20 protein-coding genes and 1 other annotated feature are annotated in these 25977 nt (G+C 44.4%); of the genes, 18 read left to right on the forward strand and 2 right to left on the reverse strand.

Translation table 11 applies throughout. From position 1 onward, the window contains the following. The first annotated feature begins 20 nt into the window (after positions 1-20). From leuB to yihA, 9 genes are all read left to right on the forward strand, one after another. Positions 21-1118 (forward strand): 3-isopropylmalate dehydrogenase, encoded by a 1098-nt coding sequence (gene leuB / locus Q5C82_RS08965; protein WP_003222552.1) that lies wholly within the window; start codon positions 21-23, stop codon positions 1116-1118. Positions 1119-1168: 50 nt separating this feature from the next. Next, on the forward strand, positions 1169-2587 hold the full coding sequence (leuC, locus tag Q5C82_RS08970) for a 3-isopropylmalate dehydratase large subunit (protein WP_003222554.1): 1419 nt from the start codon (positions 1169-1171) through the stop codon (positions 2585-2587). A gap of 12 nt (positions 2588-2599) precedes the next feature. Then, the gene (gene leuD, locus Q5C82_RS08975) at positions 2600-3199 is read left to right on the forward strand and encodes a 3-isopropylmalate dehydratase small subunit (protein WP_003222556.1); all 600 of its coding nucleotides are present in this window, start codon (positions 2600-2602) and stop codon (positions 3197-3199) included. Between the two features lie 116 nt (positions 3200-3315). After that, complete coding sequence (ddcA, locus tag Q5C82_RS08980; protein WP_003222557.1) at positions 3316-4320, forward strand: DNA damage checkpoint antagonist DdcA; 1005 nt, start codon at positions 3316-3318, stop codon at positions 4318-4320. A gap of 227 nt (positions 4321-4547) precedes the next feature. Further along, complete coding sequence (tig, locus tag Q5C82_RS08985) at positions 4548-5822, forward strand: trigger factor (RefSeq protein WP_003222559.1); 1275 nt, start codon at positions 4548-4550, stop codon at positions 5820-5822. Between the two features lie 271 nt (positions 5823-6093). Beyond that, a complete protein-coding gene (clpX, locus tag Q5C82_RS08990; RefSeq protein WP_003222561.1) occupies positions 6094-7356 on the forward strand; it encodes an ATP-dependent protease ATP-binding subunit ClpX in 1263 nt (420 codons plus the stop codon). A 153-nt stretch (positions 7357-7509) separates the two neighbouring features. Next, positions 7510-9168: an ATP-dependent protease LonB gene (gene lonB, locus Q5C82_RS08995; RefSeq protein WP_003222563.1), complete on the forward strand. Its 1659-nt coding sequence runs from the start codon at positions 7510-7512 to the stop codon at positions 9166-9168. 180 nt (positions 9169-9348) lie between these two features. Continuing rightward, a complete protein-coding gene (gene lon, locus Q5C82_RS09000; protein WP_003222565.1) occupies positions 9349-11673 on the forward strand; it encodes an endopeptidase La in 2325 nt (774 codons plus the stop codon). Next, positions 11670-12257 (forward strand): ribosome biogenesis GTP-binding protein YihA/YsxC, encoded by a 588-nt coding sequence (gene yihA / locus Q5C82_RS09005; protein WP_003222567.1) that lies wholly within the window; start codon positions 11670-11672, stop codon positions 12255-12257. The genes lon and yihA overlap by 4 nt, the downstream gene beginning before the upstream one ends. 23 nt (positions 12258-12280) lie before the next feature. On the opposite strand, the gene Q5C82_RS09010 is transcribed toward yihA, so the two are convergent. Beyond that, a complete protein-coding gene (locus Q5C82_RS09010) occupies positions 12281-12778 on the reverse strand; it encodes a hypothetical protein (RefSeq protein ID WP_003222569.1) in 498 nt (165 codons plus the stop codon). A gap of 229 nt (positions 12779-13007) precedes the next feature. Between Q5C82_RS09010 and hemA the strand changes: the two genes are divergently transcribed. The 8 genes from hemA (at position 13008) to cotN (ending at position 22664) form a co-directional block, all read left to right on the forward strand. Then, positions 13008-14375 carry a glutamyl-tRNA reductase gene (gene hemA, locus Q5C82_RS09015; RefSeq protein WP_003222571.1) on the forward strand — a complete coding sequence of 456 codons (1368 nt, stop codon included), beginning with the start codon at positions 13008-13010 and terminating at the stop codon, positions 14373-14375. 7 nt (positions 14376-14382) lie between these two features. After that, positions 14383-15213 carry a cytochrome c biogenesis protein gene (locus tag Q5C82_RS09020; RefSeq protein WP_003222575.1) on the forward strand — a complete coding sequence of 277 codons (831 nt, stop codon included), beginning with the start codon at positions 14383-14385 and terminating at the stop codon, positions 15211-15213. 36 nt (positions 15214-15249) lie between these two features. Then, on the forward strand, positions 15250-16191 hold the full coding sequence (hemC, locus tag Q5C82_RS09025) for a hydroxymethylbilane synthase (RefSeq protein ID WP_003222577.1): 942 nt from the start codon (positions 15250-15252) through the stop codon (positions 16189-16191). Then, entirely contained in the window at positions 16181-16969 is a 789-nt protein-coding gene (hemD, locus tag Q5C82_RS09030) for a uroporphyrinogen-III synthase (RefSeq protein WP_003222580.1), read from the forward strand. Before hemC ends, hemD begins: the two co-directional genes overlap by 11 nt. Next, entirely contained in the window at positions 16966-17940 is a 975-nt protein-coding gene (gene hemB / locus Q5C82_RS09035; RefSeq protein ID WP_003222581.1) for a porphobilinogen synthase, read from the forward strand. Before hemD ends, hemB begins: the two co-directional genes overlap by 4 nt. 29 nt (positions 17941-17969) lie before the next feature. Continuing rightward, complete coding sequence (gene hemL, locus Q5C82_RS09040; protein WP_003222583.1) at positions 17970-19262, forward strand: glutamate-1-semialdehyde 2,1-aminomutase; 1293 nt, start codon at positions 17970-17972, stop codon at positions 19260-19262. A 133-nt stretch (positions 19263-19395) separates the two neighbouring features. After that, on the forward strand, positions 19396-21606 hold the full coding sequence (locus Q5C82_RS09045; protein ID WP_302267278.1) for a LysM peptidoglycan-binding domain-containing protein: 2211 nt from the start codon (positions 19396-19398) through the stop codon (positions 21604-21606). A gap of 32 nt (positions 21607-21638) precedes the next feature. Then, positions 21639-22664: a spore coat protein CotN gene (gene cotN / locus Q5C82_RS09050; RefSeq protein ID WP_003222587.1), complete on the forward strand. Its 1026-nt coding sequence runs from the start codon at positions 21639-21641 to the stop codon at positions 22662-22664. A gap of 18 nt (positions 22665-22682) precedes the next feature. Here the strand turns inward: cotN and Q5C82_RS09055 are convergent, their stop codons facing one another. Continuing rightward, complete coding sequence (locus Q5C82_RS09055; RefSeq protein ID WP_003222590.1) at positions 22683-22874, reverse strand: hypothetical protein; 192 nt, start codon at positions 22872-22874, stop codon at positions 22683-22685. A gap of 165 nt (positions 22875-23039) precedes the next feature. Then, positions 23040-23263 (forward strand) — a binding site (T-box leader). Positions 23264-23323: 60 nt separating this feature from the next. Between Q5C82_RS09055 and valS the strand changes: the two genes are divergently transcribed. Continuing rightward, positions 23324-25966 carry a valine--tRNA ligase gene (gene valS / locus Q5C82_RS09060; protein WP_003222594.1) on the forward strand — a complete coding sequence of 881 codons (2643 nt, stop codon included), beginning with the start codon at positions 23324-23326 and terminating at the stop codon, positions 25964-25966. Positions 25967-25977 lie beyond the last annotated feature (11 nt).

Consider the following 25977-nt stretch of genomic DNA (forward strand, 5'->3'; position numbering starts at 1 on the left):
AAGAAAGGAGAACGGTTAACTTGAAGAAACGTATTGCTCTATTGCCCGGAGACGGGATCGGCCCTGAAGTATTAGAATCAGCGACAGACGTACTGAAAAGTGTTGCCGAACGCTTTAATCATGAATTTGAATTTGAATATGGCCTGATTGGAGGGGCGGCGATTGATGAACATAACAACCCCCTCCCGGAGGAAACCGTTGCCGCTTGTAAAAATGCCGACGCTATATTGCTTGGCGCTGTCGGCGGACCGAAATGGGATCAAAATCCTTCGGAGCTGAGACCGGAAAAAGGGCTGCTCAGCATCAGAAAACAGCTTGATTTGTTTGCGAATTTGCGGCCTGTGAAGGTGTTTGATAGCCTTTCTGACGCTTCACCTTTGAAAAAAGAATATATAGATAACGTTGATTTTGTTATCGTCCGTGAGCTGACAGGCGGCTTGTATTTCGGCCAGCCGAGCAAACGCTATGTAAACACTGAAGGTGAGCAGGAAGCTGTAGACACGCTGTTTTATAAGCGGACGGAAATTGAACGCGTGATCAGAGAGGGCTTTAAAATGGCGGCAGCCAGAAAAGGCAAGGTAACCTCTGTTGATAAAGCGAACGTTCTTGAATCAAGCAGACTGTGGCGTGACGTGGCTGAGGACGTTGCAAAAGACTTTCCTGATGTGAAGCTGGAGCACATGCTTGTGGATAACGCGGCCATGCAGCTGATTTATGCACCGAATCAATTTGATGTCGTGGTGACTGAAAACATGTTCGGTGATATTTTAAGCGATGAAGCGTCCATGCTTACAGGCTCACTCGGAATGCTCCCGTCAGCCAGCCTATCAAGTTCAGGTCTTCATCTGTTTGAGCCTGTTCATGGCTCCGCGCCTGACATAGCCGGCAAAGGGATGGCAAATCCATTCGCGGCCATATTGTCAGCGGCAATGCTTTTGAGAACATCTTTCGGGCTTGAAGAGGAAGCGAAAGCTGTAGAAGATGCGGTCAACAAAGTCTTAACTTCCGGAAAAAGAACAAGAGACTTGGCGCGAGGCGAAGAGTTTAGCAGCACTCAGGCCATTACAGAGGAAGTCAAGGCAGCAATAATGAGTGAAAATACAATTTCTAATATGTGACAGCTTACGTTAAGCGGTCTTAGTTCATAGGTAGAGGGAGGAAATAATAGATGATGCCTCGAACAATCATCGAAAAGATTTGGGATCAGCATATTGTAAAACATGGTGAGGGAAAACCGGATCTTCTCTATATTGATTTGCATCTTATTCATGAGGTGACGTCTCCTCAGGCATTTGAAGGGTTGAGACAAAAGGGAAGAAAGGTCAGAAGACCCCAGAACACGTTTGCGACAATGGACCACAACATCCCGACCGTCAATCGTTTTGAGATAAAGGATGAAGTGGCGAAACGCCAAGTGACGGCGCTTGAACGAAACTGTGAAGAATTTGGTGTGCGCCTTGCCGATCTTCACAGTGTGGATCAAGGGATTGTCCATGTGGTCGGTCCTGAACTGGGCTTAACGCTTCCAGGGAAAACGATTGTATGCGGCGACAGCCATACATCAACCCATGGCGCATTCGGCGCTCTTGCATTTGGAATCGGGACGAGTGAAGTTGAACATGTCCTTTCTACACAGACACTTTGGCAGCAACGTCCGAAAACACTTGAAGTGCGAGTAGACGGAACACTTCAAAAAGGGGTAACGGCAAAGGATGTCATTCTTGCTGTCATCGGCAAATACGGGGTGAAATTCGGCACTGGCTACGTCATTGAATACACTGGGGAAGTATTCAGAAATATGACGATGGATGAACGAATGACCGTTTGTAACATGTCAATCGAAGCAGGGGCAAGAGCAGGTTTGATTGCACCTGACGAGGTGACATTTGAATATTGCAAAAACCGCAAGTATACGCCAAAAGGCGAAGAATTTGACAAAGCCGTAGAGGAATGGAGGGCGCTGCGCACAGATCCGGGCGCTGCTTACGATAAATCTATCGTTCTTGACGGCAACGAAATTTCTCCGATGGTGACATGGGGCATCAACCCGGGAATGGTTCTTCCTGTCGATTCAGAAGTTCCTGCGCCGGAAAGCTTTTCCGCAGAAGATGACAAAAAAGAAGCGATTCGAGCTTATGAATATATGGGGTTGACCCCTCATCAGAAAATTGAAGACATTAAAGTGGAGCATGTATTTATCGGTTCCTGCACAAATTCCCGCATGACTGACCTTCGCCAGGCTGCTGATATGATCAAGGGGAAGAAGGTAGCTGATAGCGTAAGAGCCATCGTTGTTCCCGGATCTCAAAGCGTGAAGCTTCAGGCTGAAAAAGAAGGGCTTGACCAGATTTTCTTGGAAGCTGGATTTGAATGGAGAGAGTCAGGCTGCAGCATGTGTTTGAGCATGAATAATGATGTTGTTCCTGAGGGAGAGCGCTGTGCGTCAACCTCTAACCGCAACTTCGAGGGCAGACAAGGAAAAGGTGCAAGAACACATCTCGTCAGCCCGGCAATGGCTGCGATGGCTGCCATTCACGGACACTTCATCGATGTCAGAAAGTTTTATCAGGAAAAAACAGTTGTGTAAGGAGTGCGCGAGATGGAACCTTTGAAAACACATACGGGGAAAGCAGCCGTATTAAATCGAATCAATGTTGACACAGACCAGATTATTCCTAAACAATTTTTGAAGAGGATTGAAAGAACAGGCTACGGCCGTTTTGCATTCTTTGACTGGAGATATGATGAGAAAGGTGAGCCGAACCCTGAATTTGAATTAAACCAGCCTGCTTATCAAGGCGCTTCCATTTTAATAGCGGGAGAAAACTTCGGCTGCGGGTCATCGCGTGAACACGCTCCGTGGGCGCTTGATGATTATGGGTTTAAAATTATCATTGCACCATCATTTGCTGATATTTTCCACCAAAACTGCTTTAAAAACGGTATGCTGCCTATCCGCATGCCATATGACAATTGGAAAAAGCTTGTCGGCCAGTATGAAAACCAGTCATTGCAAATGACTGTTGACCTTGAAAATCAGCTAATTCATGAAAGTGAAGGCAATCAAATTTCATTCGAAGTTGATCCGCATTGGAAAGAGATGCTCATCAACGGCTATGATGAAATTTCATTAACGCTTTTGCTTGAAGATGAAATCAAGCAATTTGAATCACAAAGAAGCTCTTGGCTTCAAGCCTAAAAAGCAGCCGGATTTGTCCGGCGGCTTTTTTTGCCTGGTGAAACCTTTCATTTCTTGTGTTTGTTCACAGGTGTTGATACACTTGAACAAAATAAATGCCTGAAAGGAATATAGGTATGACGCATGACAAGAAGAACGCAAAAATTATTCCTTTTCCTCATCTGAAAGACCGTCTTGTGGAAAAAGGGATGGCATCACTAAAGGAAAAAAAGTATCAAGAAGCACTTGAGCTGTTTTCGGAAGCGATGAAATATGATGATACTGAATCCGATCTTCACTTAGGGATGGCCATCTGCTTTTTAGAGCTGGGTGAGTTGGAAGAGGCAAAAAGTGTCTGCGAGAAGATGCTAAAAGAAGGCTATGGCCATTATTTTACGGTTTTGCAGGTGTACATGACCATCTTAATTCAGCTCAAAAAATACGAAGAAGTCAAAAGCACCATTGAAGCCGTTTTGGAAGAAAATCAGCTCCCTGCGGAAAGTGCAGAGCAATTTTATAAACTGCTTGATTTCAGCCGGAAAATGACCGACCCGGAACGTGAGGACGAGGCTTGGGCCGAGGAATATGAGGATACAATTGATACTGAGAAAGTGCTGGCAAGCCCTGAGGAGCAAATGAATTTAATTCATTCCTTAAAAGACCGCAATATAGCGAAGTATACAGGCCTGCTCAAAACAATCCTTCAAGACCCCTTAGCTCACCCGATTATCAAAACGATGATTGTTATGCTATTGGCCGAGCACGAGTACAGCAAACCCGTGCACATTACTAAATTTGGCGAGTCTTTGACAATTGAACCGTCTGAGATTGTCCCGCCTGATGCCGCTCCGATTTTACAAAATGTTCTCCGTGTACTGGATGAGACGCTTGGAAATGAAAATCCTACATTATATGTGGCAGTAGAAGAACTGTGGAGAAGACATTTGTACGTTTTATATCCATTCCAGCCGAAATTGCTGTCGGCCGATCTTTGGGCGGCTGCCCTGCATAAAGTCGGTTACGAAATGCACGGAATTGAAATTGAAAAGGAAGAACTTCATATGATGTATGAGTTTACAGACCGAGAACTCGATGAAGCGTGCACAATGATAAAAGATATTGAAGAAATTTCTTATTTGTAAATCGCGCCATATAGTTGAAAGCGCTATGTGTTATGTTATAATATAATGGTTGTATTTGTGTATAACGGGTTATAAGAAATACGGTTGGACAGGCTTTGCAGTTCATTATTAACAGCTATACATAATGATTCTGATCTTTGGCAGCTTTGTTTTTGTTGGACGAAGCCGAATGATTGCTTTAGAATGGAAGACCGACACAACCTGAATAGATTTTTGGAGGGAAACACATGTCTGTAAAATGGGAAAAACAAGAAGGCAACGAAGGCGTTTTAACGGTTGAAGTTGATGCTGAAACGTTTAAAACAGCACTTGATGATGCATTTAAAAAAGTAGTAAAACAAGTTTCAATTCCTGGATTCCGTAAAGGTAAAATTCCTCGCGGATTATTCGAACAGCGCTTTGGCGTAGAAGCTCTTTACCAAGATGCTTTGGATATTCTTCTTCCTGTAGAATACCCTAAAGCGGTTGAAGAAGCTGGAATCGAGCCTGTAGACCGTCCTGAAATCGATGTTGAAAAAATCGAAAAAGGCGAAAGCTTAATCTTCACTGCGAAAGTAACTGTAAAACCTGAAGTGAAGCTTGGCGACTACAAAGGCCTAGGCATTGAAAAAGACGACACAGCTGTAACTGACGAAGATGTTCAAAACGAACTCAAAACGCTTCAAGAACGTCAAGCTGAGCTTGTTGTAAAAGAAGAAGGCGCTGTTGAAGAAGGAAACACAGTTGTTCTTGATTTCGAAGGATTTGTTGACGGTGAAGCATTCGAAGGCGGAAAAGCTGAGAACTACTCTCTAGAAGTAGGTTCTGGTTCATTCATCCCTGGCTTCGAAGATCAGTTAGTCGGCCTTGAAGCAGGTGCTGAGAAGGATGTTGAAGTGACATTCCCTGAAGAGTATCACGCTGAAGAGCTTGCAGGCAAACCGGCTGTGTTCAAAGTGAAAATTCACGAAATCAAAGCGAAAGAGCTTCCTGAGCTTGACGATGAATTCGCAAAAGATATCGATGAAGAAGTGGAAACACTTGCTGAACTAACTGAAAAAACAAAGAAACGTTTAGAAGAAGCAAAAGAAAACGAAGCTGATGCTAAATTGCGTGAAGAGCTTGTTCTGAAAGCTTCTGAAAATGCTGAAATCGATGTGCCTCAAGCAATGGTTGACACTGAGCTTGACCGCATGCTGAAAGAATTCGAACAGCGTCTGCAAATGCAAGGCATGAACCTTGAGCTTTACACTCAATTCTCAGGCCAAGATGAAGCTGCGTTAAAGGAGCAAATGAAAGAAGATGCTGAAAAACGCGTAAAATCTAACCTGACTCTTGAGGCGATCGCGAAAGCGGAAAACCTTGAAGTATCAGATGAGGAAGTTGATGCTGAGCTTACTAAAATGGCTGAAGCATACAACATGCCTGTTGAAAATATTAAACAAGCCATCGGTTCTACTGACGCGATGAAAGAAGATTTAAAAGTTCGCAAAGCAATTGATTTTCTTGTAGAAAACCGTTAATATGGTGCATAATAATAGTAATAATAAAACAGGGCGCGAATGATTCGTGCCTTGTTTTGTACAATTATGATTTATCTCTTTTTCTTGGGGCAAGATAGTTAATGCAGGGCTGTTTTTTGTCATACATATAGAATGTGCAAGTCAGAAACACATTGTTACCGTCTTTTTGGAAAGTATGGTAAAATGCAATACATACTCGTTCGTTTCAAGAATCATTTTCTTTTGCTCTGCCGGTAAAAGAAAAAGTGAGACAAGATTAAGGGGTGAAAGAATGTTTAAATTTAACGAGGAAAAAGGACAATTAAAATGCTCGTTCTGTGGAAAAACACAAGATCAGGTTCGTAAGCTTGTTGCCGGACCTGGTGTATATATATGTGACGAATGTATCGAACTCTGCACTGAAATTGTAGAGGAAGAACTCGGAACAGAAGAAGAAGTAGAATTTAAAGACGTACCGAAGCCTCAGGAAATCCGCGAAATTCTGAATGAATATGTTATCGGCCAGGATCAAGCGAAGAAATCACTCGCTGTTGCTGTGTATAACCACTATAAGCGCATTAACTCCAACAGCAAGGTTGATGATGTTGAGCTTTCGAAAAGTAATATTTCATTAATCGGCCCTACAGGAAGCGGTAAAACCCTTTTGGCTCAAACATTGGCTCGTATTTTAAATGTGCCGTTTGCGATTGCGGACGCTACGTCTTTGACTGAAGCTGGATACGTGGGGGAAGATGTAGAGAATATTCTCTTGAAGCTCATTCAAGCTGCTGATTATGATGTGGAAAAAGCAGAAAAAGGCATTATCTATATCGATGAAATCGATAAAGTGGCAAGAAAATCAGAAAACCCGTCTATTACACGTGACGTGTCAGGTGAAGGTGTACAGCAGGCATTGCTTAAAATTCTTGAGGGTACAGTGGCAAGCGTGCCGCCTCAAGGAGGACGTAAGCATCCTCATCAAGAATTCATCCAAATTGACACAACAAATATTTTGTTCATTTGCGGCGGTGCTTTCGATGGTATCGAACAAATCATCAAACGCCGTTTAGGCCAAAAAGTGATTGGATTCGGTGGAGACAATAAAGCTGCTGATCTTGAGAAAGAAGATCTTCTCTCAAAAGTGCTTCCTGAAGACTTGCTCCGCTTCGGGTTAATTCCTGAATTTATCGGACGTCTTCCGGTTATTGCAAGTCTTGAAAAGCTCGACGAAGAAGCGTTGGTTGCGATCTTAACAAAACCGAAAAACGCTCTTGTTAAGCAATTCAAGAAAATGCTTGAGCTTGACAATGTAGAGCTTGAGTTTGAAGAAGAAGCGCTTTCTGAAATTGCTAAAAAAGCAATTGAACGCAAGACTGGAGCACGTGGACTCCGCTCTATCATTGAAGGTATCATGCTTGATGTGATGTTTGAGTTGCCTTCTCGTGATGACATTGAAAAATGTGTGATTACTGGGGCAACTGTGACACATGGAGAGCCACCTCGCCTCTTATTAAAAGACGGCACTGAGGTAAGCCAAGATAAAACATCTGCATAAAGTTAAGCGCGAACCTCCTGAATGGTGACATTCAGGAGGTTTTTTTGTCATGCAATCTCTTCCAGAAAAACGTTTATTCCCGCCTTCTGTGGGAGATACTAGCAATCAGAGGAATGAATTGGATACATAAATTGTTTTTCAGGAGGGACCATCATGAGTTGGACAGGGATCGCGTTATTTATTCAGCTGTTTTTTGGGATCATCATTGGTTTGTATTTTTGGAATTTGCTTAAAAATCAAAGGACACAAAAGGTCACGATAGATAAGGAATCAAAGAAGGAAATGGAGCAGCTTCGGAAAATGCGCGCTATCAGCTTGTCCGAGCCATTATCTGAAAAGGTCCGCCCCAAAAGCTTTCAAGATATCGTCGGACAGGAAGATGGCATTAAAGCTTTAAAGGCGGCTTTATGCGGGCCGAATCCTCAGCATGTCATTGTCTATGGACCTCCGGGCGTCGGAAAAACAGCTGCTGCACGGCTTGTGTTAGAAGAAGCAAAAAAACATAAACAATCGCCGTTTAAAGAGCAGGCTGTTTTTGTGGAACTTGATGCGACAACAGCACGTTTTGATGAGAGAGGAATTGCCGATCCGCTCATCGGCTCTGTCCATGACCCCATATACCAAGGGGCCGGAGCAATGGGGCAGGCGGGGATTCCGCAGCCGAAGCAGGGAGCTGTTACCCATGCCCACGGCGGTGTGCTGTTTATTGATGAAATAGGGGAACTGCATCCTATTCAAATGAATAAAATGCTGAAGGTCCTTGAGGACAGAAAAGTCTTTTTAGACAGTGCGTATTACAGCGAGGAAAACACACAAATCCCGAATCATATTCACGATATTTTTCAAAATGGGCTGCCGGCAGATTTTCGCCTGATTGGCGCGACGACAAGAATGCCGAACGAAATTCCGCCAGCTATCCGATCCCGCTGTTTAGAGGTGTTTTTCCGCGAGCTTGAAAAGGATGAGCTGAAAACAGTTGCCAAAACAGCAGCGGATAAAATTGAAAAAAACATTTCTGATGAGAGTCTGGACCTGCTGACCAGCTATACGCGGAACGGGCGCGAAGCCGTTAACATGATTCAAATCGCCGCAGGGATGGCAGTGACGGAGAATCGGAAAGACATTACGATTGAAGATATTGAATGGGTTATCCATTCCAGCCAGCTTACTCCTAAGCACGAGCAGAAAATCGGCGCCGAACCGCAAGTTGGCATTGTAAATGGGCTTGCAGTATATGGGCCTAACAGCGGATCGCTTCTGGAAATCGAAGTAAGTGTAACCGCTGCTCACGATAAAGGATCAATTAATATTACAGGAATAGCTGAGGAAGAAAGCATCGGCAGCCAATCAAAATCAATCCGGCGAAAAAGCATGGCGAAGGGCTCGGTTGAAAACGTGTTAACCGTGCTCCGGACAATGGGAATGAACCCGTCTGATTATGATATTCACATCAATTTCCCAGGAGGGATTCCGATTGACGGACCGTCGGCAGGCATCGCGATGGCAGCGGGAATTTTCTCGGCGATTCACAAAATCCCAATTGACAATACCGTTGCCATGACGGGCGAAATCAGCCTGAACGGTCTTGTAAAGCCCATTGGAGGCGTCATTCCGAAAATAAAAGCGGCCAAGCAGTCCGGTGCGAAAAAAGTGATTATCCCATATGAAAATCAGCAGGCGATCTTAAAGCAGATTGACGGAATCACGATTATTGCAGTGAAGACGTTCCAGGAAGTGCTTGATGAAATTTTAGTGAACCCGCCAACAGAACAAAAACCGTTTAATATTGAAATCAATAAAGAATCCGTTTAAACCCTATTTTTATAATAGGGTTTTTTTCATGAAGGACATCTTTTCCTTTTTCATATCAGAAAGAAAGGGTATACTACGAGGAGACTGTTTTATAGAAAATGGAACCATGCCGTTTATTGTACAAGGATGAAAAAGTTGTATTATAATGGTTCATACTAAAGTCACGGAGGTGTCAGTCACATGGCAGAAGAATTAAAACGCAGCATCCCGCTCCTCCCTTTAAGAGGTTTATTAGTGTACCCGACGATGGTTTTGCACTTAGATGTAGGACGTGACAAGTCGGTTCAGGCCCTTGAACAGGCAATGATGCATGACCATATGATATTTTTAGCCACTCAGCAGGATATTTCGATAGACGAACCAGGTGAAGACGAGATTTTTACTGTCGGCACTTATACAAAAATTAAGCAAATGCTGAAGCTTCCGAACGGTACGATTCGTGTGTTGGTTGAGGGCCTCAAGCGCGCCCAAATCGTCAAATACAATGAGCATGAGGATTACACGTCGGTCGACATTCAGCTGATTCATGAAGATGATTCAAAAGATACAGAAGACGAAGCATTGATGCGGACTTTGTTAGACCACTTTGATCAGTACATAAAAATTTCTAAAAAAATCTCGGCTGAAACTTACGCTGCGGTTACTGATATCGAAGAGCCAGGGAGAATGGCAGACATCGTTGCTTCTCACCTGCCCCTTAAGCTAAAGGATAAGCAGGATATCTTAGAAACAGCTGACGTCAAAGACAGACTGAACAAGGTCATTGATTTTATCAATAATGAAAAAGAAGTGCTGGAAATCGAGAAAAAAATAGGCCAGCGCGTCAAACGTTCGATGGAGCGCACGCAGAAGGAATACTACTTGCGTGAACAAATGAAGGCGATTCAAAAAGAGCTTGGCGATAAAGAAGGTAAAACAGGCGAAGTTCAAACGCTAACGGAAAAAATTGAAGAAGCAGGCATGCCTGACCATGTGAAGGAAACCGCACTTAAGGAATTGAACAGATACGAAAAAATTCCGTCAAGTTCTGCGGAAAGCTCTGTGATACGCAACTATATCGACTGGCTAATCGCTCTCCCGTGGACGGATGAGACAGATGATAAGCTTGATTTGAAAGAGGCAGGACGTCTATTAGATGACGAGCATCACGGACTTGAAAAAGTGAAAGAACGTATCTTAGAATATTTGGCTGTCCAGAAGCTGACAAAATCCCTTAAAGGCCCGATTCTCTGCTTGGCAGGACCTCCAGGTGTCGGAAAAACATCTTTAGCCAAATCAATTGCAAAAAGTTTGGGGCGCGAATTCGTCAGAATCTCACTCGGCGGAGTGCGAGACGAATCAGAGATCCGCGGACACAGACGGACCTATGTTGGAGCAATGCCTGGACGCATTATTCAAGGGATGAAAAAAGCCGGCAAGCTGAATCCGGTCTTCTTATTAGACGAAATTGACAAAATGTCATCTGATTTCAGAGGCGACCCGTCATCTGCTATGCTTGAAGTGCTTGATCCGGAGCAAAACAGCACTTTCAGTGATCACTATATTGAAGAAACCTTTGATTTATCAAAAGTGTTGTTTATTGCAACGGCAAACAATTTGGCTACGATCCCGGGTCCGCTCAGAGACAGAATGGAAATTATTAATATTGCGGGTTACACAGAAGTAGAAAAACTCGAAATCGTGAAAGACCACCTGCTTCCAAAGCAAATCAAGGAACACGGGCTGAAGAAAAGCAACCTGCAGCTGCGTGACCAGGCGATTCTTGATATTATCCGCTACTATACGAGAGAAGCGGGTGTGAGAAGCCTTGAACGCCAGCTTGCCGCGATTTGCCGTAAGGCTGCAAAAGCCATTGTTGCTGAAGAGAGAAAACGAATTACGGTCAATGAGAAGAATCTTCAGGACTTTATCGGAAAACGCATTTTCAGATACGGACAAGCTGAAACAGAAGATCAGGTTGGTGTAGTTACAGGGCTTGCCTATACAACCGTCGGCGGAGATACGCTGTCGATTGAAGTATCGCTTTCTCCGGGGAAAGGGAAATTGATCCTGACAGGAAAGCTCGGAGATGTCATGAGAGAGTCAGCTCAGGCAGCATTCAGCTATGTGCGTTCAAAAACAGAAGAACTTGGCATTGAACCTGACTTTCATGAGAAGTATGATATTCATATACATGTACCTGAGGGTGCGGTGCCTAAAGATGGTCCGTCAGCCGGTATTACGATGGCGACAGCGCTTGTTTCTGCTTTAACGGGACGTGCCGTTTCGCGTGAGGTCGGCATGACTGGGGAAATTACGCTTCGCGGGCGCGTGCTGCCGATCGGTGGATTGAAGGAAAAAGCGCTTGGCGCACATAGAGCGGGATTAACGACCATTATTGCGCCTAAAGAGAATGAAAAAGATATAGAGGATATTCCTGAAAGCGTCAGAGAGGGGCTCACATTTATATTGGCGTCCCACTTAGACGAAGTTTTGGAACATGCCTTAGTAGGAGAGAAGAAATGAAAGTCACAAAGTCAGAAATCGTGATCAGTGCAGTTAAGCCGGAACAGTATCCTGAGGGCGGGCTTCCGGAAATTGCACTGGCCGGAAGATCGAACGTGGGAAAATCGTCTTTTATCAATTCATTAATCAATCGCAAAAATCTTGCGAGAACATCATCTAAACCGGGAAAAACACAAACGCTCAATTTCTACATTATCAATGATGCGCTGCATTTTGTGGATGTACCGGGTTACGGTTTTGCCAAAGTGTCAAAATCCGAGCGTGAAGCTTGGGGCAGAATGATTGAAACCTACATCACGACACGCGAGGAATTGAAAGCAGTGGTCCAGATCGTTGATTTGCGGCATGCGCCGTCTAATGATGATGTGCAAATGTATGAATTCTTAAAGTATTACGGCATTCCTGTTATTGTTATCGCTACAAAGGCAGATAAGATCCCGAAAGGAAAATGGGACAAACATGCGAAGGTTGTCCGACAGACATTAAATATTGATCCGGAAGACGAGCTGATTCTCTTCTCCTCAGAAACGAAAAAGGGGAAAGACGAAGCTTGGGGAGCGATCAAAAAAATGATAAACCGGTAGAGAAAACTCTCTGCCGGTTTTATTTATCGTATAGATTTTTTCCGTTTTATCAATAATAACAATAAACTGACTCCAATAAAGACAAATGGCCAATACTCTTTAAGAAGCGCAGTCGGAATACGCGCAGATTCTAGCCATGCCATAATTTGTTTGAAAAAGTACAAAAACAGGGAAAAACAAATCATCGATACAGCTTCATATACATATTCTTTTTTCTGAACGGTTGACACCAAAAGCGAGAAGCCGATTATAAATACGAGCATTTCAAAATCATCCGGCCACCATGGCCATTTCGGCTTGGCGAAAAAGTGCAAGCCGATCTCGAAAAGAACCAAACCGATAAAGAAGTGTGGTGTAACGGCTTCTTTTTTTCCTTGATATACAAAGGCTGCGCCTAACAGCATGAGGAGAACAGGCCATTGATCCTGCCCTGAAAACAGTTCGGCTTGGCCGCTTTCAAGCCATGCATATACAGAAGCGGCAAGCAGCAGACAAGGGAATAAAATTGATTTTTGTTTCATGCATATCACCTTCTTGTTTTTTAGAGCTGATGTGTAGTAAATTTCTGCTGTTTTTGGTATTGTCAATAGGAATGCTTCTATTCCGTGAAGCTTTTTCTAATATAGCATAAGAATTTTAAAATCTGTTCACAATTTGTGAAAGAAACTATGTTATAATTATTATAAATAATGAGTTCTATGTTAGAATGATTATAAATAAAGATTGGGTGTTGGGGGTGTAATTAAGGCGATGCATATACTTGTTGTGGGAGTAGATTATAAATCCGCCCCTATTGAGATACGTGAAAAAGTAAGCTTTCAGCCGAATGAGCTGGCAGAAGCGATGGTGCAGCTGAAGGAAGAGAAAAGCATTCTTGAAAACATCATTGTTTCCACATGCAATCGCACTGAAATTTATGCGGTAGTCGACCAGCTCCATACCGGCCGTTATTATATAAAAAAGTTTTTAGCTGATTGGTTTCAATTAAGCAAAGAAGAACTGTCGCCGTTTTTAACATTTTACGAAAGCGATGCGGCTGTTGAGCATTTATTCCGCGTAGCCTGCGGACTTGATTCTATGGTGATTGGTGAAACGCAGATTCTCGGCCAGGTGCGCGACAGCTTTAAAACAGCTCAGCAAGAAAAAACGATCGGGACTATTTTTAATGAGCTGTTTAAGCAGGCCGTTACAGTGGGCAAACGGACTCATGCTGAAACAGACATTGGCTCAAATGCAGTGTCAGTAAGCTATGCAGCAGTTGAACTTGCTAAAAAAATCTTCGGAAACCTTTCAAGCAAGCACATATTGATTCTTGGTGCGGGAAAAATGGGCGAGCTTGCTGCGGAAAACCTGCACGGACAGGGAATAGGCAAGGTCACTGTCATTAACCGAACATACTTGAAAGCGAAGGAGCTTGCAGACCGTTTCTCCGGTGAAGCGAGAAGCTTGAATCAGCTTGAAAGCGCGCTTGCGGAAGCTGATATCCTCATCAGTTCAACCGGTGCAAGTGATTTTGTCGTGTCCAAAGAGATGATGGAAAACGCGAATAAGCTTCGCAAGGGACGTCCGCTGTTTATGGTGGACATTGCCGTGCCTAGAGACCTTGATCCTGCGCTGAATGATCTTGAAGGTGTTTTCCTTTATGATATCGACGATCTCGAAGGCATTGTAGAAGCGAACATGAAGGAGCGGAGAGAAACCGCTGAAAAAGTTGAACTGTTAATTGAAGAAACCATTGTGGAGTTCAAACAATGGCTGAATACACTTGGTGTTGTGCCGGTTATCTCCGCATTGCGCGAAAAGGCGCTTGCGATTCAGTCAGAAACAATGGACAGCATCGAGCGGAAGCTGCCTCACTTAAGCACAAGAGAGAAAAAACTGTTGAACAAACACACCAAAAGTATCATTAACCAAATGCTGCGTGATCCGATCTTAAAGGTGAAAGAGCTTGCGGCAGATGCTGATTCTGAAGAAAAGCTGGCCTTGTTTATGCAGATTTTTGATATTGAAGAAGCTGCGGGCCGTCAAATGATGAAAACTGTTGAAAGCAGCCAAAAGGTCCATTCTTTTAAGAATGCTGAATCAAAAGCGGGCTTTGCCCCACTTGTAAGTGAGTGAATGCTGAATGATTGATACTGCAATGGCAAGACTTAATGAGGGAACAATCGTCATTTATGCATTAAGTGTACTCTTTTATTTTATAGATTTTCTTCAACACAACCGGAAGGCTGGAAAAATGGCCTTCTGGTTGCTTTCTATTGTCTGGACTCTGCAAACCGTCTATTTGGCCTATTTTATGTGGGTGACGGGGCGGTTTCCGGTATTAAATGTGACGGAGGCGCTTTATTTTTATGCCTGGGTGCTTGTCACGCTGTCACTTGTACTGACAAAGCTTTTACGAGTTGACTTTATTGTGTTTTTTACAAATGTAATAGGGTTTTCTATGATCGCCATTCATACATTTTCACCGACAGAGCAGCAGTCTGCCGCTTTTTCCGGGCAGCTTGTATCTGAGCTTTTGGTGATTCATATTACAATGGCGATTCTTTCATACGGCGCTTTTTCCCTTTCTTTCGTTTTTTCTGTGTTATATATGTTTCAATATCATTTGCTGAAAAAGAAAAAGTGGGGAAAATGGCTGTTGAGAATAGAAGATTTGTCTAAGCTTGATTATATGGCGTATGTCCTGAATGTCATCGGAGTCCCGATGCTATTGCTGAGTTTGATTCTCGGCGTCATTTGGGCGTATGTCTCACTAGAAACGCTGTATTGGTTCGACGCCAAAGTGCTTGGTTCGTTTGTCGTCCTGCTGCTGTACAGCTATTATCTTTATATCAGGCTGATTAAAGAGCTGCAAGGAAAGGTCGCAGCATTGTGGAATACGGCTTGTTTTCTCGTGCTGATGATCAATTATTTCCTGCTTGGAAGCCTGTCGCAATTCCATTGGTTTAGTTAAATGATGTCCCAAGCAGATTCGGGAGGAAAGAAAACGATGAGAACAATAAAAGTAGGTTCAAGACGGAGCAAACTCGCTATGACTCAAACAAAATGGGTTATTCAAAAACTGAAGGAAATCAATCCTTCATTTGCCTTTGAAATCAAAGAAATCGTGACAAAGGGCGACCGGATCGTCGATGTTACGCTCTCAAAAGTGGGCGGAAAAGGGCTGTTTGTCAAAGAGATTGAACAAGCGCTTTTGAACGAAGACATTGATATGGCGGTGCACAGCATGAAGGATATGCCTGCTGTTTTGCCTGAAGGCCTTGTGATCGGCTGTATTCCTGAACGGGAAGACCCGCGTGATGCCCTTATTTCAAAGAATCACGTAAAGCTTTCAGAAATGAAGGAAGGCGCTGTCATTGGCACAAGCAGTTTAAGAAGAAGCGCGCAGCTTTTGATTGAGCGCCCTGACATTACAATTAAATGGATTAGAGGTAATATAGATACGAGACTTAAAAAGCTGGAAACTGAGGATTATGACGCAATTATATTAGCTGCTGCCGGACTTTCCAGAATGGGCTGGAAGCAAGATGTTGTAACCGAATTCCTAGAGCCTGACCGCTGTTTGCCTGCTGTGGGCCAGGGAGCATTGGCGATTGAGTGCAGAGAATCGGATGAAGAGCTATTGGCGTTGTTTTCTCAGTTTACGGATGAGTATACAAAACGGACTGTGTTGGCGGAACGTGCTTATTTAAACGCGATGGAGGGAGGATGCCAGGTTCCGATTGCAGGCTACTCAGTGTTAAACGAGCAGGATGAAATTGAATTGACAGGGCTTGTCACTTCTCCTGACGGCAAGATCATTTTTAAAGAAACTGTCACCGGAAACGATCCAGAGGAAGTCGGAAAGCGTTGTGCCGCTCTTATGGCTGACAAAGGAGCCAAAGAATTAATTGATCGTGTCAAACGGGAGCTTGATGAGGATGGAAAATGATTTTCCGCTGAAAGGAAAAACAGTGCTTGTCACACGGAATAAGGCGCAGGCAAAATCGTTTCAGCAAAAAGTGGAGGCACTTGGCGGAAAAGCGGTTTTGACCTCTTTGATTACGTTTCGCCGCGCTTTGCCGAATGATCTTGCAAAACAGGTGAAAGAGGATCTTGCCGCGCCCGGCTGGCTTGTTTTTACAAGTGTGAACGGAGTAGACTTCTTTTTTTCTTATCTAAAGGAAAATCAGCTCATTCTGCCAGCGCATAAAAAAATTGCGGCTGTCGGTGAAAAAACGGCTTGCCGTTTGGAAACGCATAACGTATCGGTTGATGTGATGCCTAAGGACTATATTGCTGAACAGTTGGCGGAGGCCCTTAAGCAGCATGCTGAACAGGCGGAACGAATTACCGTGGTTAAAGGCAATTTATCACGTGATGTGATAAAACAGGAGCTTGTCCCGCTCGGTTTTGAAGTGAAGGAATGGGTTGTTTACGAAACGATTCCGGATGAAGAAGGCATCGAGGCACTGATAGAGGCCGCGAGTCAATATTCATTTGACTATGTGACATTTACGAGTTCATCAACCGTACATACGTTTATGCATGTCTTGGGAGAAGAATTGAAAAAGTGGAAGGCGAACAGAGCGGCCTGTATCAGCATCGGACCTTTAACAAGGGACGCTCTGCTGACGTATGACATCACATCGCATATGCCTGATACATTTACAATAGATGGCATGCTTGAGTTAATGTGCAGCATGTCAAGAGAGGAAGAGAGAATATGAGTCAATCATTTAACAGACACCGCCGTCTGCGGTCATCAAAAGCAATGAGAGAGATGGTGAAAGAAACGCGTTTGCATCCATCTGATTTTATTTATCCGATTTTTGTCGTTGAAGGGCTGGAAGGCAAAAAAGCTGTTCCGTCAATGCCTGATGTTTACCATGTATCATTAGATCTATTGAAGGATGAAGTGGCGGAGCTGGTTAAACTGGGCATTCAATCTGTCATCGTGTTCGGCATCCCGGAAGAAAAAGATGATTGCGGAACGCAAGCGTACCATGATCACGGCATCGTTCAAAAAGCCATCACAGAAATTAAAAAACACTTCCCTGAGATGGTTGTAGTCGCTGATACATGCTTATGCGAATATACAGACCACGGCCATTGCGGACTTGTCAAAGACGGGGTCATCCTCAATGATGCATCACTTGAGCTTTTAGCCCAGACAGCTGTCAGCCAAGCGAAAGCAGGTGCTGATATCATTGCGCCTTCAAACATGATGGACGGATTTGTTACAGTGATCAGAGAAGCGCTTGATAAAGAAGGGTTCGTCAATATTCCAATCATGTCTTATGCTGTGAAATATTCAAGTGAGTTTTACGGTCCGTTTCGTGATGCAGCAAACAGCACGCCGCAATTCGGGGACCGCAAAACATATCAGATGGACCCTGCCAACCGTATGGAAGCACTCCGCGAAGCACAATCAGATGTCGAGGAAGGCGCGGACTTTTTGATTGTCAAACCTTCGCTTTCCTATATGGATATCATGCGTGACGTGAAAAATGAGTTTACTTTGCCGCTCGTCGCTTATAATGTAAGCGGAGAGTATTCTATGGTGAAGGCTGCAGCGCAGAACGGCTGGATCAAAGAAAAAGAAATTGTGTTGGAAATTTTGACAAGCATGAAGCGTGCAGGTGCCGACCTGATTATTACGTATCATGCCAAAGACGCAGCGAAATGGCTTGCAGAGTAATTTTATTCAGTTGACAGGAGTTGAGGCAGATGAGAAGCTATGAAAAATCAAAAGTGGCTTTTAAAGAAGCGCAAAAACTCATGCCGGGCGGTGTGAACAGTCCCGTTCGCGCATTTAAATCGGTAGACATGGACCCGATTTTTATGGAGCGCGGAAAAGGCTCAAAAATCTTTGATATTGACGGGAATGAATATATTGACTACGTCTTGTCATGGGGGCCTTTAATTTTAGGGCATACAAATGACCGCGTCGTAGAGGGCCTCAAAAAAGTGGCTGAATACGGGACAAGCTTCGGTGCTCCGACTGAGGTGGAAAATGAATTGGCGAAGCTCGTCATTGACCGAGTGCCGTCAGTAGAAATTGTACGGATGGTCAGCTCGGGAACCGAGGCGACCATGAGTGCCCTCCGTTTGGCAAGAGGCTATACAGGCCGCAACAAGATTTTAAAATTTGAGGGCTGCTATCACGGGCACGGTGATTCCCTCTTGATTAAAGCCGGTTCAGGAGTGGCCACTCTCGGTCTGCCTGACAGCCCTGGTGTGCCTGAAGGCATTGCGAAAAACACCATCACCGTACCGTACAATGATTTAGAAAGTGTAAAGCTTGCTTTCCAGCAATTCGGTGAAGACATTGCGGGAGTTATTGTAGAGCCGGTTGCCGGAAATATGGGAGTTGTTCCGCCGCAAGAAGGCTTCCTGCAAGGGCTGCGTGATATCACTGAGCAATACGGTTCCCTGCTGATTTTTGATGAAGTCATGACAGGCTTCCGGGTCGATTATAATTGTGCTCAAGGGTACTTTGGCGTAACGCCTGATCTGACTTGTTTAGGAAAAGTTATCGGGGGCGGACTTCCTGTCGGTGCTTATGGCGGCAAGGCTGAAATCATGGAGCAGATCGCTCCGAGCGGTCCGATTTATCAGGCCGGCACATTGTCAGGCAACCCGCTCGCGATGACGGCTGGCTTAGAAACATTGAAGCAGCTGACACCTGAATCCTACAAGAATTTCATCAAAAAAGGCGACAGGCTGGAACAAGGCATTTCAAAGGCCGCCGAGGCTCACGGCATTCCGCATACCTTTAACCGCGCAGGTTCAATGATCGGCTTCTTCTTTACAAACGAACCTGTCATCAATTATGAAACAGCCAAAGCATCTGATTTGAAGCTGTTTGCTAACTATTATAAAGGCATGGCAAATGAAGGTGTATTCCTTCCGCCATCACAATTCGAAGGCCTTTTTCTTTCAACGGCTCACACTGAGGAAGATATTGAAAAAACAATCCAGGCAGCTGAGAAAGTATTTGCTGAGATCAGCCGCGGATAAGAGTGAAAACCGGTATCAAGGACATCCTTGTACCGGTTTTTTTCTGTGCTCGCCCACTCATAATTTCCCCAGTTCATACATACACCTTTAGTGACATCTAATTTTAAGGATTAGATGAAAGGAGGATACGAACTTGCCGCAAAATCATCGATTGCAATTTTCTGTAGAAGAATCGATCTGTTTCCAAAAAGGACAGGAAGTTTCTGAACTGCTTTCTATTTCATTAGATCCTGACATTAGGGTTCAGGAAGTAAATGATTATGTATCAATCAGAGGATCGCTTGAACTTACAGGTGAGTACAACATAGATCAAAACAAACATATCGAAGAGTTTTATACTGATAAGCGGTTTGTTGAAGAAGTCAGAAAGAGAGAGGATGGAAGCGCAGAACTGACTCACTGTTTTCCTGTGGATATTACCATTCCGAAAAATAAAGTGAGTCATTTACAGGATGTCTTCGTCTTTATTGACGCATTTGACTATCAATTAACGGATTCTCGCATTTTAACGATTCAAGCTGATTTAGCGATCGAAGGGCTTTTGGATGATACGGCAGACAAAGAACCGGAGATTCCTCTATATGAGGCTCCTGCGGCATTCAGAGAGGAAGAGATTTCAGAGCCGCCGATACAAAGTGCAGCAGAAACGGGTTTACCTTCGGCAGCGGAAGCAGTTTTGCAGGATGAACCTCCAGCCGAACCGCCAGAACTTTTTGTCTCGAAAGCGGGCCTCCGTGAAGAACTGGAAACAGAAAAAGCAGAATCTGCGCCGCCGGAATCAGTCGCTTTAGAATCAGAGGCGCGAAAAAATCTGAAAGAGGAAGCCGAGCCGCCAGAGCTTCTGGTGCAGGAAGCAGAGAGTCGTGAAGAATCGGAAACAGAAGAAGCTGAGCCAGAAGCTGATGCTTCAGAAATAGAGAATCAAGAGATCGTTAAAGCAGAAAATGAAACGCCAGAGCCAGCAGCTGCAATAGCAGATGTTCGTGAAGAAGCGGACCCTCCAGCGGAGGCTGATCTTCGTAAAGATTCTGGAGCAGAAGGATCGCCTGCTTTGGAAGCTGAACTACATGCAGAGACTGTGATTGCAGAGGAGAAAGCAGAAACTCCAGTGTCTCCTATTCTTGAATATGCGTTGCGCCAAGAGGCTCAAAATGAGGAAGCGGCTCAACCGGAGCACGCTGAGCCTGCATTCCGTCAAGAAGAGAAAGAAGCAGCTCAACCGGAAGACGCTGAGCCTGCATTCCGTCAAGAAGAGAAAGAAGCAGCTCAACCGGAGCACGCTGAGCCTGCATTCCGTCAAGAAGCAGAAGAAGCGGCTCAACCGGAGCACGCTGAGCCCGCACTCCGTCAAGAAGCAGAAGAAGCGGCTCAACCGGAGCACGCTGAGCCCGCACTCCGTCAAGAAGAGAAAGAAGCGGCTCAACCGGAGCACGCTGAGCCCGCACTCCGTCATGAAGCGGAAGAAGCGGCTCAATCGGAGCATGCCGAGCCTGCACTACGTCATGAAGAGAAAGAAGCGGCTCAACCGGAAGACGCTGAGCCCGCACTCCGTCAAGAAGCGGAAGAAACGGCTCAACCGAAACACACTGAGCCTGCGTTTCGTCAAAAAGAGAAAGAAGCGCCTCAACTGGAGCACGCTGAGCCTGCACTACGTCAAGAAGAGAAAGAAACAGCTCAACCAGAACATGCTGAACCTGCGCTTCGTCAAGAAGCGGAAGAAGCTCTGGAGGCTGAATCTCAGGCCATTCTAGAGAAGAAAACAGCCCCAGCTCCATATATGGAGAATGACGAAACCGCTTTACAGCTTCATTTCAAGCAAAAAGCAAGCTCGGAGGAGGCACCTCAAGAAGAGTCTGCACCGGCATACCGCACCTTCCTGCCCGAACATGAAGAGGAGGATTCTTTTTATTCAGCGCCTAAGCTGCTGGAAGAGGAAGAACAAGGGGAAGAAAGCTTTGAAATTGAAGTGAGAAAAATACCACCGGCTGAAGAGCCTGAGGAAGAAACAGCTCTTCAATCCTTCCAGCTGCCTGATACCTCAGAGACTGAAAGGAAGGAAGCGAATGCTGTTCCTAGGGTTGCTCCTGCTGCTGAAACGAAAGAACCTCAAACAAAGGAAAGTGATAATTCTCTTTATTTAACAAAACTTTTTACGAGAGAAGAGGATGAGTTTTCGAGAATGAAAATATGCATTGTTCAGCAGGAAGATACGATCGAACGTTTATGCGAACGGTATGAAATCACATCCCAGCAGCTGATCAGAATGAATTCTTTAGCCTTGGACGATGAATTGAAAGCAGGGCAGATCCTCTATATTCCTCAATATAACAACAGCCATGCATAAGCCGTAAGCGATCGGAAAATGTGGTGAATGGAATGGAAGATACCCAATCGGTTCTTCAGAAATACGGACTGACTGCTCAATTTATTGAGCCTGTCAGTCCTCGTGTGTGGAAAGTGTATACAGACTATGGTGTATTTGCCCTGAAAAAATTGAAATCGGTTCGCAGCAAACAGTTTACAGATCATATGGTGGCGATTGAGGAAAAAGGTTTTCGTTCATTTGTTCCCGTTTACAGAACAAATAGCGGTGAGTTTTTCTCAGAAGGTATACAATCCGGAGATTCCTATTATTTAATGCCTTGGCTTCAATTTGACCAGGAGGAAGAACGGGATCAGAAACATGCTTATTTATTTAGAGAAACAGCCCGCCTTCACGAGAGAACCGCGCAGGAAATAAAGATCAGACGTGATGATATTGAACGTTATTACGGACAAACGAAAAAAAAGTGGGAACATGATAAAATTTTTTATGAACAGTTTGTAGACAGAGCGGAGAAGGAATGGTACCTTTCCCCTTTTGGACTTCAGGCCGTAACCTATTTTTCAGAAACCATTTCGGCGGTGAATTTTGCGCTGGAGCGCTTGGAGGACTGGTATGAGTCGGCAAAAGAGAAGGGTGACTCAAGGGTTGTGATGAACCACGGCAGCCTGTCCATTCACCATTTTCTGTATAATGATACAGGGACCGGGTATTTCACAAACTTCGAAAGAGCGTCTGTCGGCCCGCCGCAAAACGACTTACTCGGCTTTTATACAAAAATGTTCAGAGGCATTCCGAAAGCTTGTCCGGAATGCGTTGAATGGTTTTATGCATACACGAAATCATTCCCTTTGCGTGAAGCGGAAGTCAGTCTTTTTCTCGGCTATATGGCATTTCCGGCAGCCATGTACAAGGTGCTGAACCGTTATCAAACCGGGAAAAGACAGGATGAAAAAAATGAATGTACGCAATTATTAAAGGCTTATTGGCAAATGAAAAATATAGAGCCGTTTGTGATGAAAATTCATCAGACTGAACAAGAGAAAAAATTCCAGGCTGAAAACGAGTCCACGTCTTAATGGCGCGGACTTGTTTGTTTATATCCATTCTAAATGAAGAGCACAAGCTAAAAAGATTAGGATTGCGAGCAGCAAAACATCAAAGGTTGTCGGAAAGAAAATGGTTCTGATTCCTTGAAAAATCGTAATGGGAATAATCACTTGTGCGGATACAAGCCGAATTTGCCTGACCCACGGCGGCAGGGAATAAGAGCTGAAACGTTTCTTCACGGTGCATCCTCCTCTACGCATTTACAAGCATCATATGTATACTTGGTCAATAGGTGCCTGCCCATCTTGTATAGGAAGCAGTATTTTTGGAAAAGATGATTGACGAATCAAAAACACTTTTACTATAATAAAGAACATAAATAAAGTATATAATGAGCTGATAGATACACCGCTTAGAACGGGAAGAGTACAAGAAAGACGCATGCAGAGAGAGAAGCCGCTTGCTGAAAGGCTTCTTATGTTGTCTGATTGGAAGGTCGCCCGGGAGCATAATTTCTTGAAAGAAGAGTAGAGAAATTCGGGAAACACCCGTTATCCGTTATAAGTGCATGAACTGATAAAGTTCGTGAAAAAAGGTGGTACCGCGAAAGAGCTTTTTCGTCCTTTTCCCAAGGATGAAGAGCTCTTTTTTCGTTCTCAGCCATTTTTAAACATGTTGGAGGGTTATGATGGAAACGAATGAACAAACAATGCCGACGAAATACGATCCGGCAGCTGTTGAGAAAGACCGATATGATTTTTGGCTAAAAGGCAAATTTTTCGAAGCGGGCAGTGACCAGACAAAAGAGCCGTACTCTGTTGTTATTCCGCCGCCAAACGTAACAGGAAGACTTCACCTTGGCCACGCGTGGGACACAACGCTGCAAGACATTGTAACAAGAATGAAACGCATGCAGGGCTATGATGTGCTGTGGCTTCCGGGTATGGACCACGCCGGCATTGCGACACAGGCTAAAGTGGAAGCGAAACTTCGTGAAGAAGGCAAATCCCGCTATGATCTTGGCCGCGAGAAATTCCTCGAAGAAACGTGGAAGTGGAAGGAAGAGTATGCGGACTTTATTCGCAGCCAGTGGGCGAAATTAGGGCTTGGCCTTGATTATTCCCGTGAACGTTTTACACTGGATGAGGGCTTAAGCAAAGCAGTTCGCGAAGTATTCGTTAAGCTTTATGAAAAAGGCCTGATTTACAGAGGTGAATATATTATTAACTGGGACCCTGCGACAAAAACAGCTTTATCTGACATTGAGGTCATTTACAAGGATGTTCAGGGCGCGTTCTATCATATGAGCTATCCGCTCGCTGACGGTTCAGGTTCAATTGAAATTGCAACGACACGTCCTGAAACGATGCTCGGTGATACAGCGGTTGCAGTTCATCCTGAAGATGAGCGCTATAAGCATCTTATCGGAAAAACGGTGATCCTGCCGATTGTAAATCGTGAAATTCCGATTGTCGGTGATGACTACGTTGATATGGAATTTGGTTCAGGTGCGGTGAAAATTACGCCTGCTCATGATCCGAACGACTTCGAGCTTGGCAACCGCCATAACTTAGAACGCATTCTTGTCATGAATGAAGACGGCACAATGAACGAAAATGCGCTGCAATATCAAGGCATGGATCGCTTCGAATGCCGCAAAAAGCTTGTTAAAGATTTACAGGAGGCAGGCGTTCTCTTCAAAATCGAGGATCATATGCATTCTGTCGGCCATAGTGAACGAAGCGGGGCTGTAGTTGAGCCTTATCTTTCTACCCAATGGTTTGTGCGCATGCAGCCGCTTGCTGATGAAGCGATTGAGTTGCAAAAGAAAGAAGAAAAAGTCAACTTTGTGCCTGACCGTTTCGAAAAAACGTATTTACACTGGATGGAAAACATCCGCGACTGGTGTATTTCCCGTCAGTTGTGGTGGGGCCACCGTATTCCTGCTTGGTATCATAAAGAAACAGGTGAGCTATATGTCGGGCTTGAAGCGCCTGAGGACAGCGAAAATTGGGAACAGGATTCAGACGTACTGGATACATGGTTCAGTTCTGCGCTCTGGCCTTTCTCCACTATGGGCTGGCCTGATATAACGGCTGAAGACTTTAAACGCTACTATCCGACTGACGTTCTCGTGACAGGGTACGACATCATTTTCTTCTGGGTGTCACGCATGATTTTCCAAGGCATTGAATTTACAGGCGAGCGCCCGTTCAAAGATGTTTTAATCCATGGCTTAATCCGTGACGAGCAAGGCCGAAAAATGAGTAAATCTCTTGGCAACGGTGTCGATCCAATGGATGTCATTGACAAGTACGGAGCCGATTCTCTACGTTATTTCCTTGCGACTGGAAGCTCTCCTGGCCAAGATCTGCGCTTCAGCTATGAAAAAGTGGAATCGACTTGGAATTTTGCCAATAAAATTTGGAATGCCTCCCGTTTTGCATTAATGAACATGGACGGCATGACATACGATGAACTTGATCTGTCAGGCGAAAAATCAGTAGCTGACAAGTGGATTTTAACGCGATTAAATGAAACGATTGAGCATGTGACTCAGCTTGCTGATCGATATGAATTTGGTGAAGTCGGACGCCATTTATATAACTTTATTTGGGACGATTTCTGTGATTGGTATATTGAAATGGCGAAGCTTCCGCTTTACGGAGAAGACGAAGCGGCTAAGAAAACAACTCGTTCCATCCTTGCTTACGTACTGGATCAAACGATGCGCCTGCTCCATCCGTTTATGCCATTCTTAACGGAGGAAATTTGGCAGCACCTTCCTCATCAAGGGGAATCGATTACAGTAAGTCAATGGCCTGTTGTAGTACCGGAGCATACCGATACTGAAGCGGCAACTGACATGAAGCTTCTTGTTGAGCTGATCCGTTCTGTGCGTAATATCCGCAGTGAAGTCAATACGCCAATGAGCAAGCAGGTTGAACTGTATATTAAAACAAGCACAGACGAAATAGCAGCCCGTCTCGAAGCGAACCGTTCATATGTTGAACGCTTTACGAATCCGAGCGTGCTAAAAATCGGCACGGGTATCGAGACTGTTGATAAAGCGATGACGGCTGTTGTCTCAGGAGCAGAGGTTATTCTTCCGCTTGAAGGCTTAATTAATATTGATGAAGAAATTGCCCGTCTGCAAAAAGAATTCGATAAGCTGACGAAAGAAGTCGAGCGCGTCCAAAAGAAACTTGGAAATGAAGGATTTATAAAAAAAGCGCCTGCGCACGTAATTGATGAAGAACGTGAAAAAGAAAAAGATTATGTGGCAAAGCGTGACGCTGTTCAAAAACGAATGGCTGAGCTGAAGGGCTAATGAAAAGCCGG

This window comes from uncultured Bacillus sp. (assembly GCF_958411575.1).
GTDB classification, from domain to species: domain Bacteria; phylum Bacillota; class Bacilli; order Bacillales; family Bacillaceae; genus Bacillus; species Bacillus spizizenii.

Excerpts from the sequence above, each read along its gene's own strand:
- leuC (WP_003222554.1), top strand. The coding sequence starts at position 1,169 with ATGATGCCTCGAACAATCATCGAAAAGATTTGGGATCAGCATATTGTA.
- leuD (WP_003222556.1), top strand. The coding sequence starts at position 2,600 with ATGGAACCTTTGAAAACACATACGGGGAAAGCAGCCGTATTAAATCGA.
- ddcA (WP_003222557.1), top strand. The coding sequence starts at position 3,316 with ATGACGCATGACAAGAAGAACGCAAAAATTATTCCTTTTCCTCATCTG.
- tig (WP_003222559.1), top strand. The coding sequence starts at position 4,548 with ATGTCTGTAAAATGGGAAAAACAAGAAGGCAACGAAGGCGTTTTAACG.
- clpX (WP_003222561.1), top strand. The coding sequence starts at position 6,094 with ATGTTTAAATTTAACGAGGAAAAAGGACAATTAAAATGCTCGTTCTGT.
- lonB (WP_003222563.1), top strand. The coding sequence starts at position 7,510 with ATGAGTTGGACAGGGATCGCGTTATTTATTCAGCTGTTTTTTGGGATC.
- lon (WP_003222565.1), top strand. The coding sequence starts at position 9,349 with ATGGCAGAAGAATTAAAACGCAGCATCCCGCTCCTCCCTTTAAGAGGT.
- yihA (WP_003222567.1), top strand. The coding sequence starts at position 11,670 with ATGAAAGTCACAAAGTCAGAAATCGTGATCAGTGCAGTTAAGCCGGAA.
- Q5C82_RS09010 (WP_003222569.1), bottom strand. The coding sequence starts at position 12,778 with ATGAAACAAAAATCAATTTTATTCCCTTGTCTGCTGCTTGCCGCTTCT.
- hemA (WP_003222571.1), top strand. The coding sequence starts at position 13,008 with ATGCATATACTTGTTGTGGGAGTAGATTATAAATCCGCCCCTATTGAG.
- Q5C82_RS09020 (WP_003222575.1), top strand. The coding sequence starts at position 14,383 with ATGATTGATACTGCAATGGCAAGACTTAATGAGGGAACAATCGTCATT.
- hemC (WP_003222577.1), top strand. The coding sequence starts at position 15,250 with ATGAGAACAATAAAAGTAGGTTCAAGACGGAGCAAACTCGCTATGACT.
- hemD (WP_003222580.1), top strand. The coding sequence starts at position 16,181 with ATGGAAAATGATTTTCCGCTGAAAGGAAAAACAGTGCTTGTCACACGG.
- hemB (WP_003222581.1), top strand. The coding sequence starts at position 16,966 with ATGAGTCAATCATTTAACAGACACCGCCGTCTGCGGTCATCAAAAGCA.
- hemL (WP_003222583.1), top strand. The coding sequence starts at position 17,970 with ATGAGAAGCTATGAAAAATCAAAAGTGGCTTTTAAAGAAGCGCAAAAA.
- cotN (WP_003222587.1), top strand. The coding sequence starts at position 21,639 with ATGGAAGATACCCAATCGGTTCTTCAGAAATACGGACTGACTGCTCAA.
- valS (WP_003222594.1), top strand. The coding sequence starts at position 23,324 with ATGGAAACGAATGAACAAACAATGCCGACGAAATACGATCCGGCAGCT.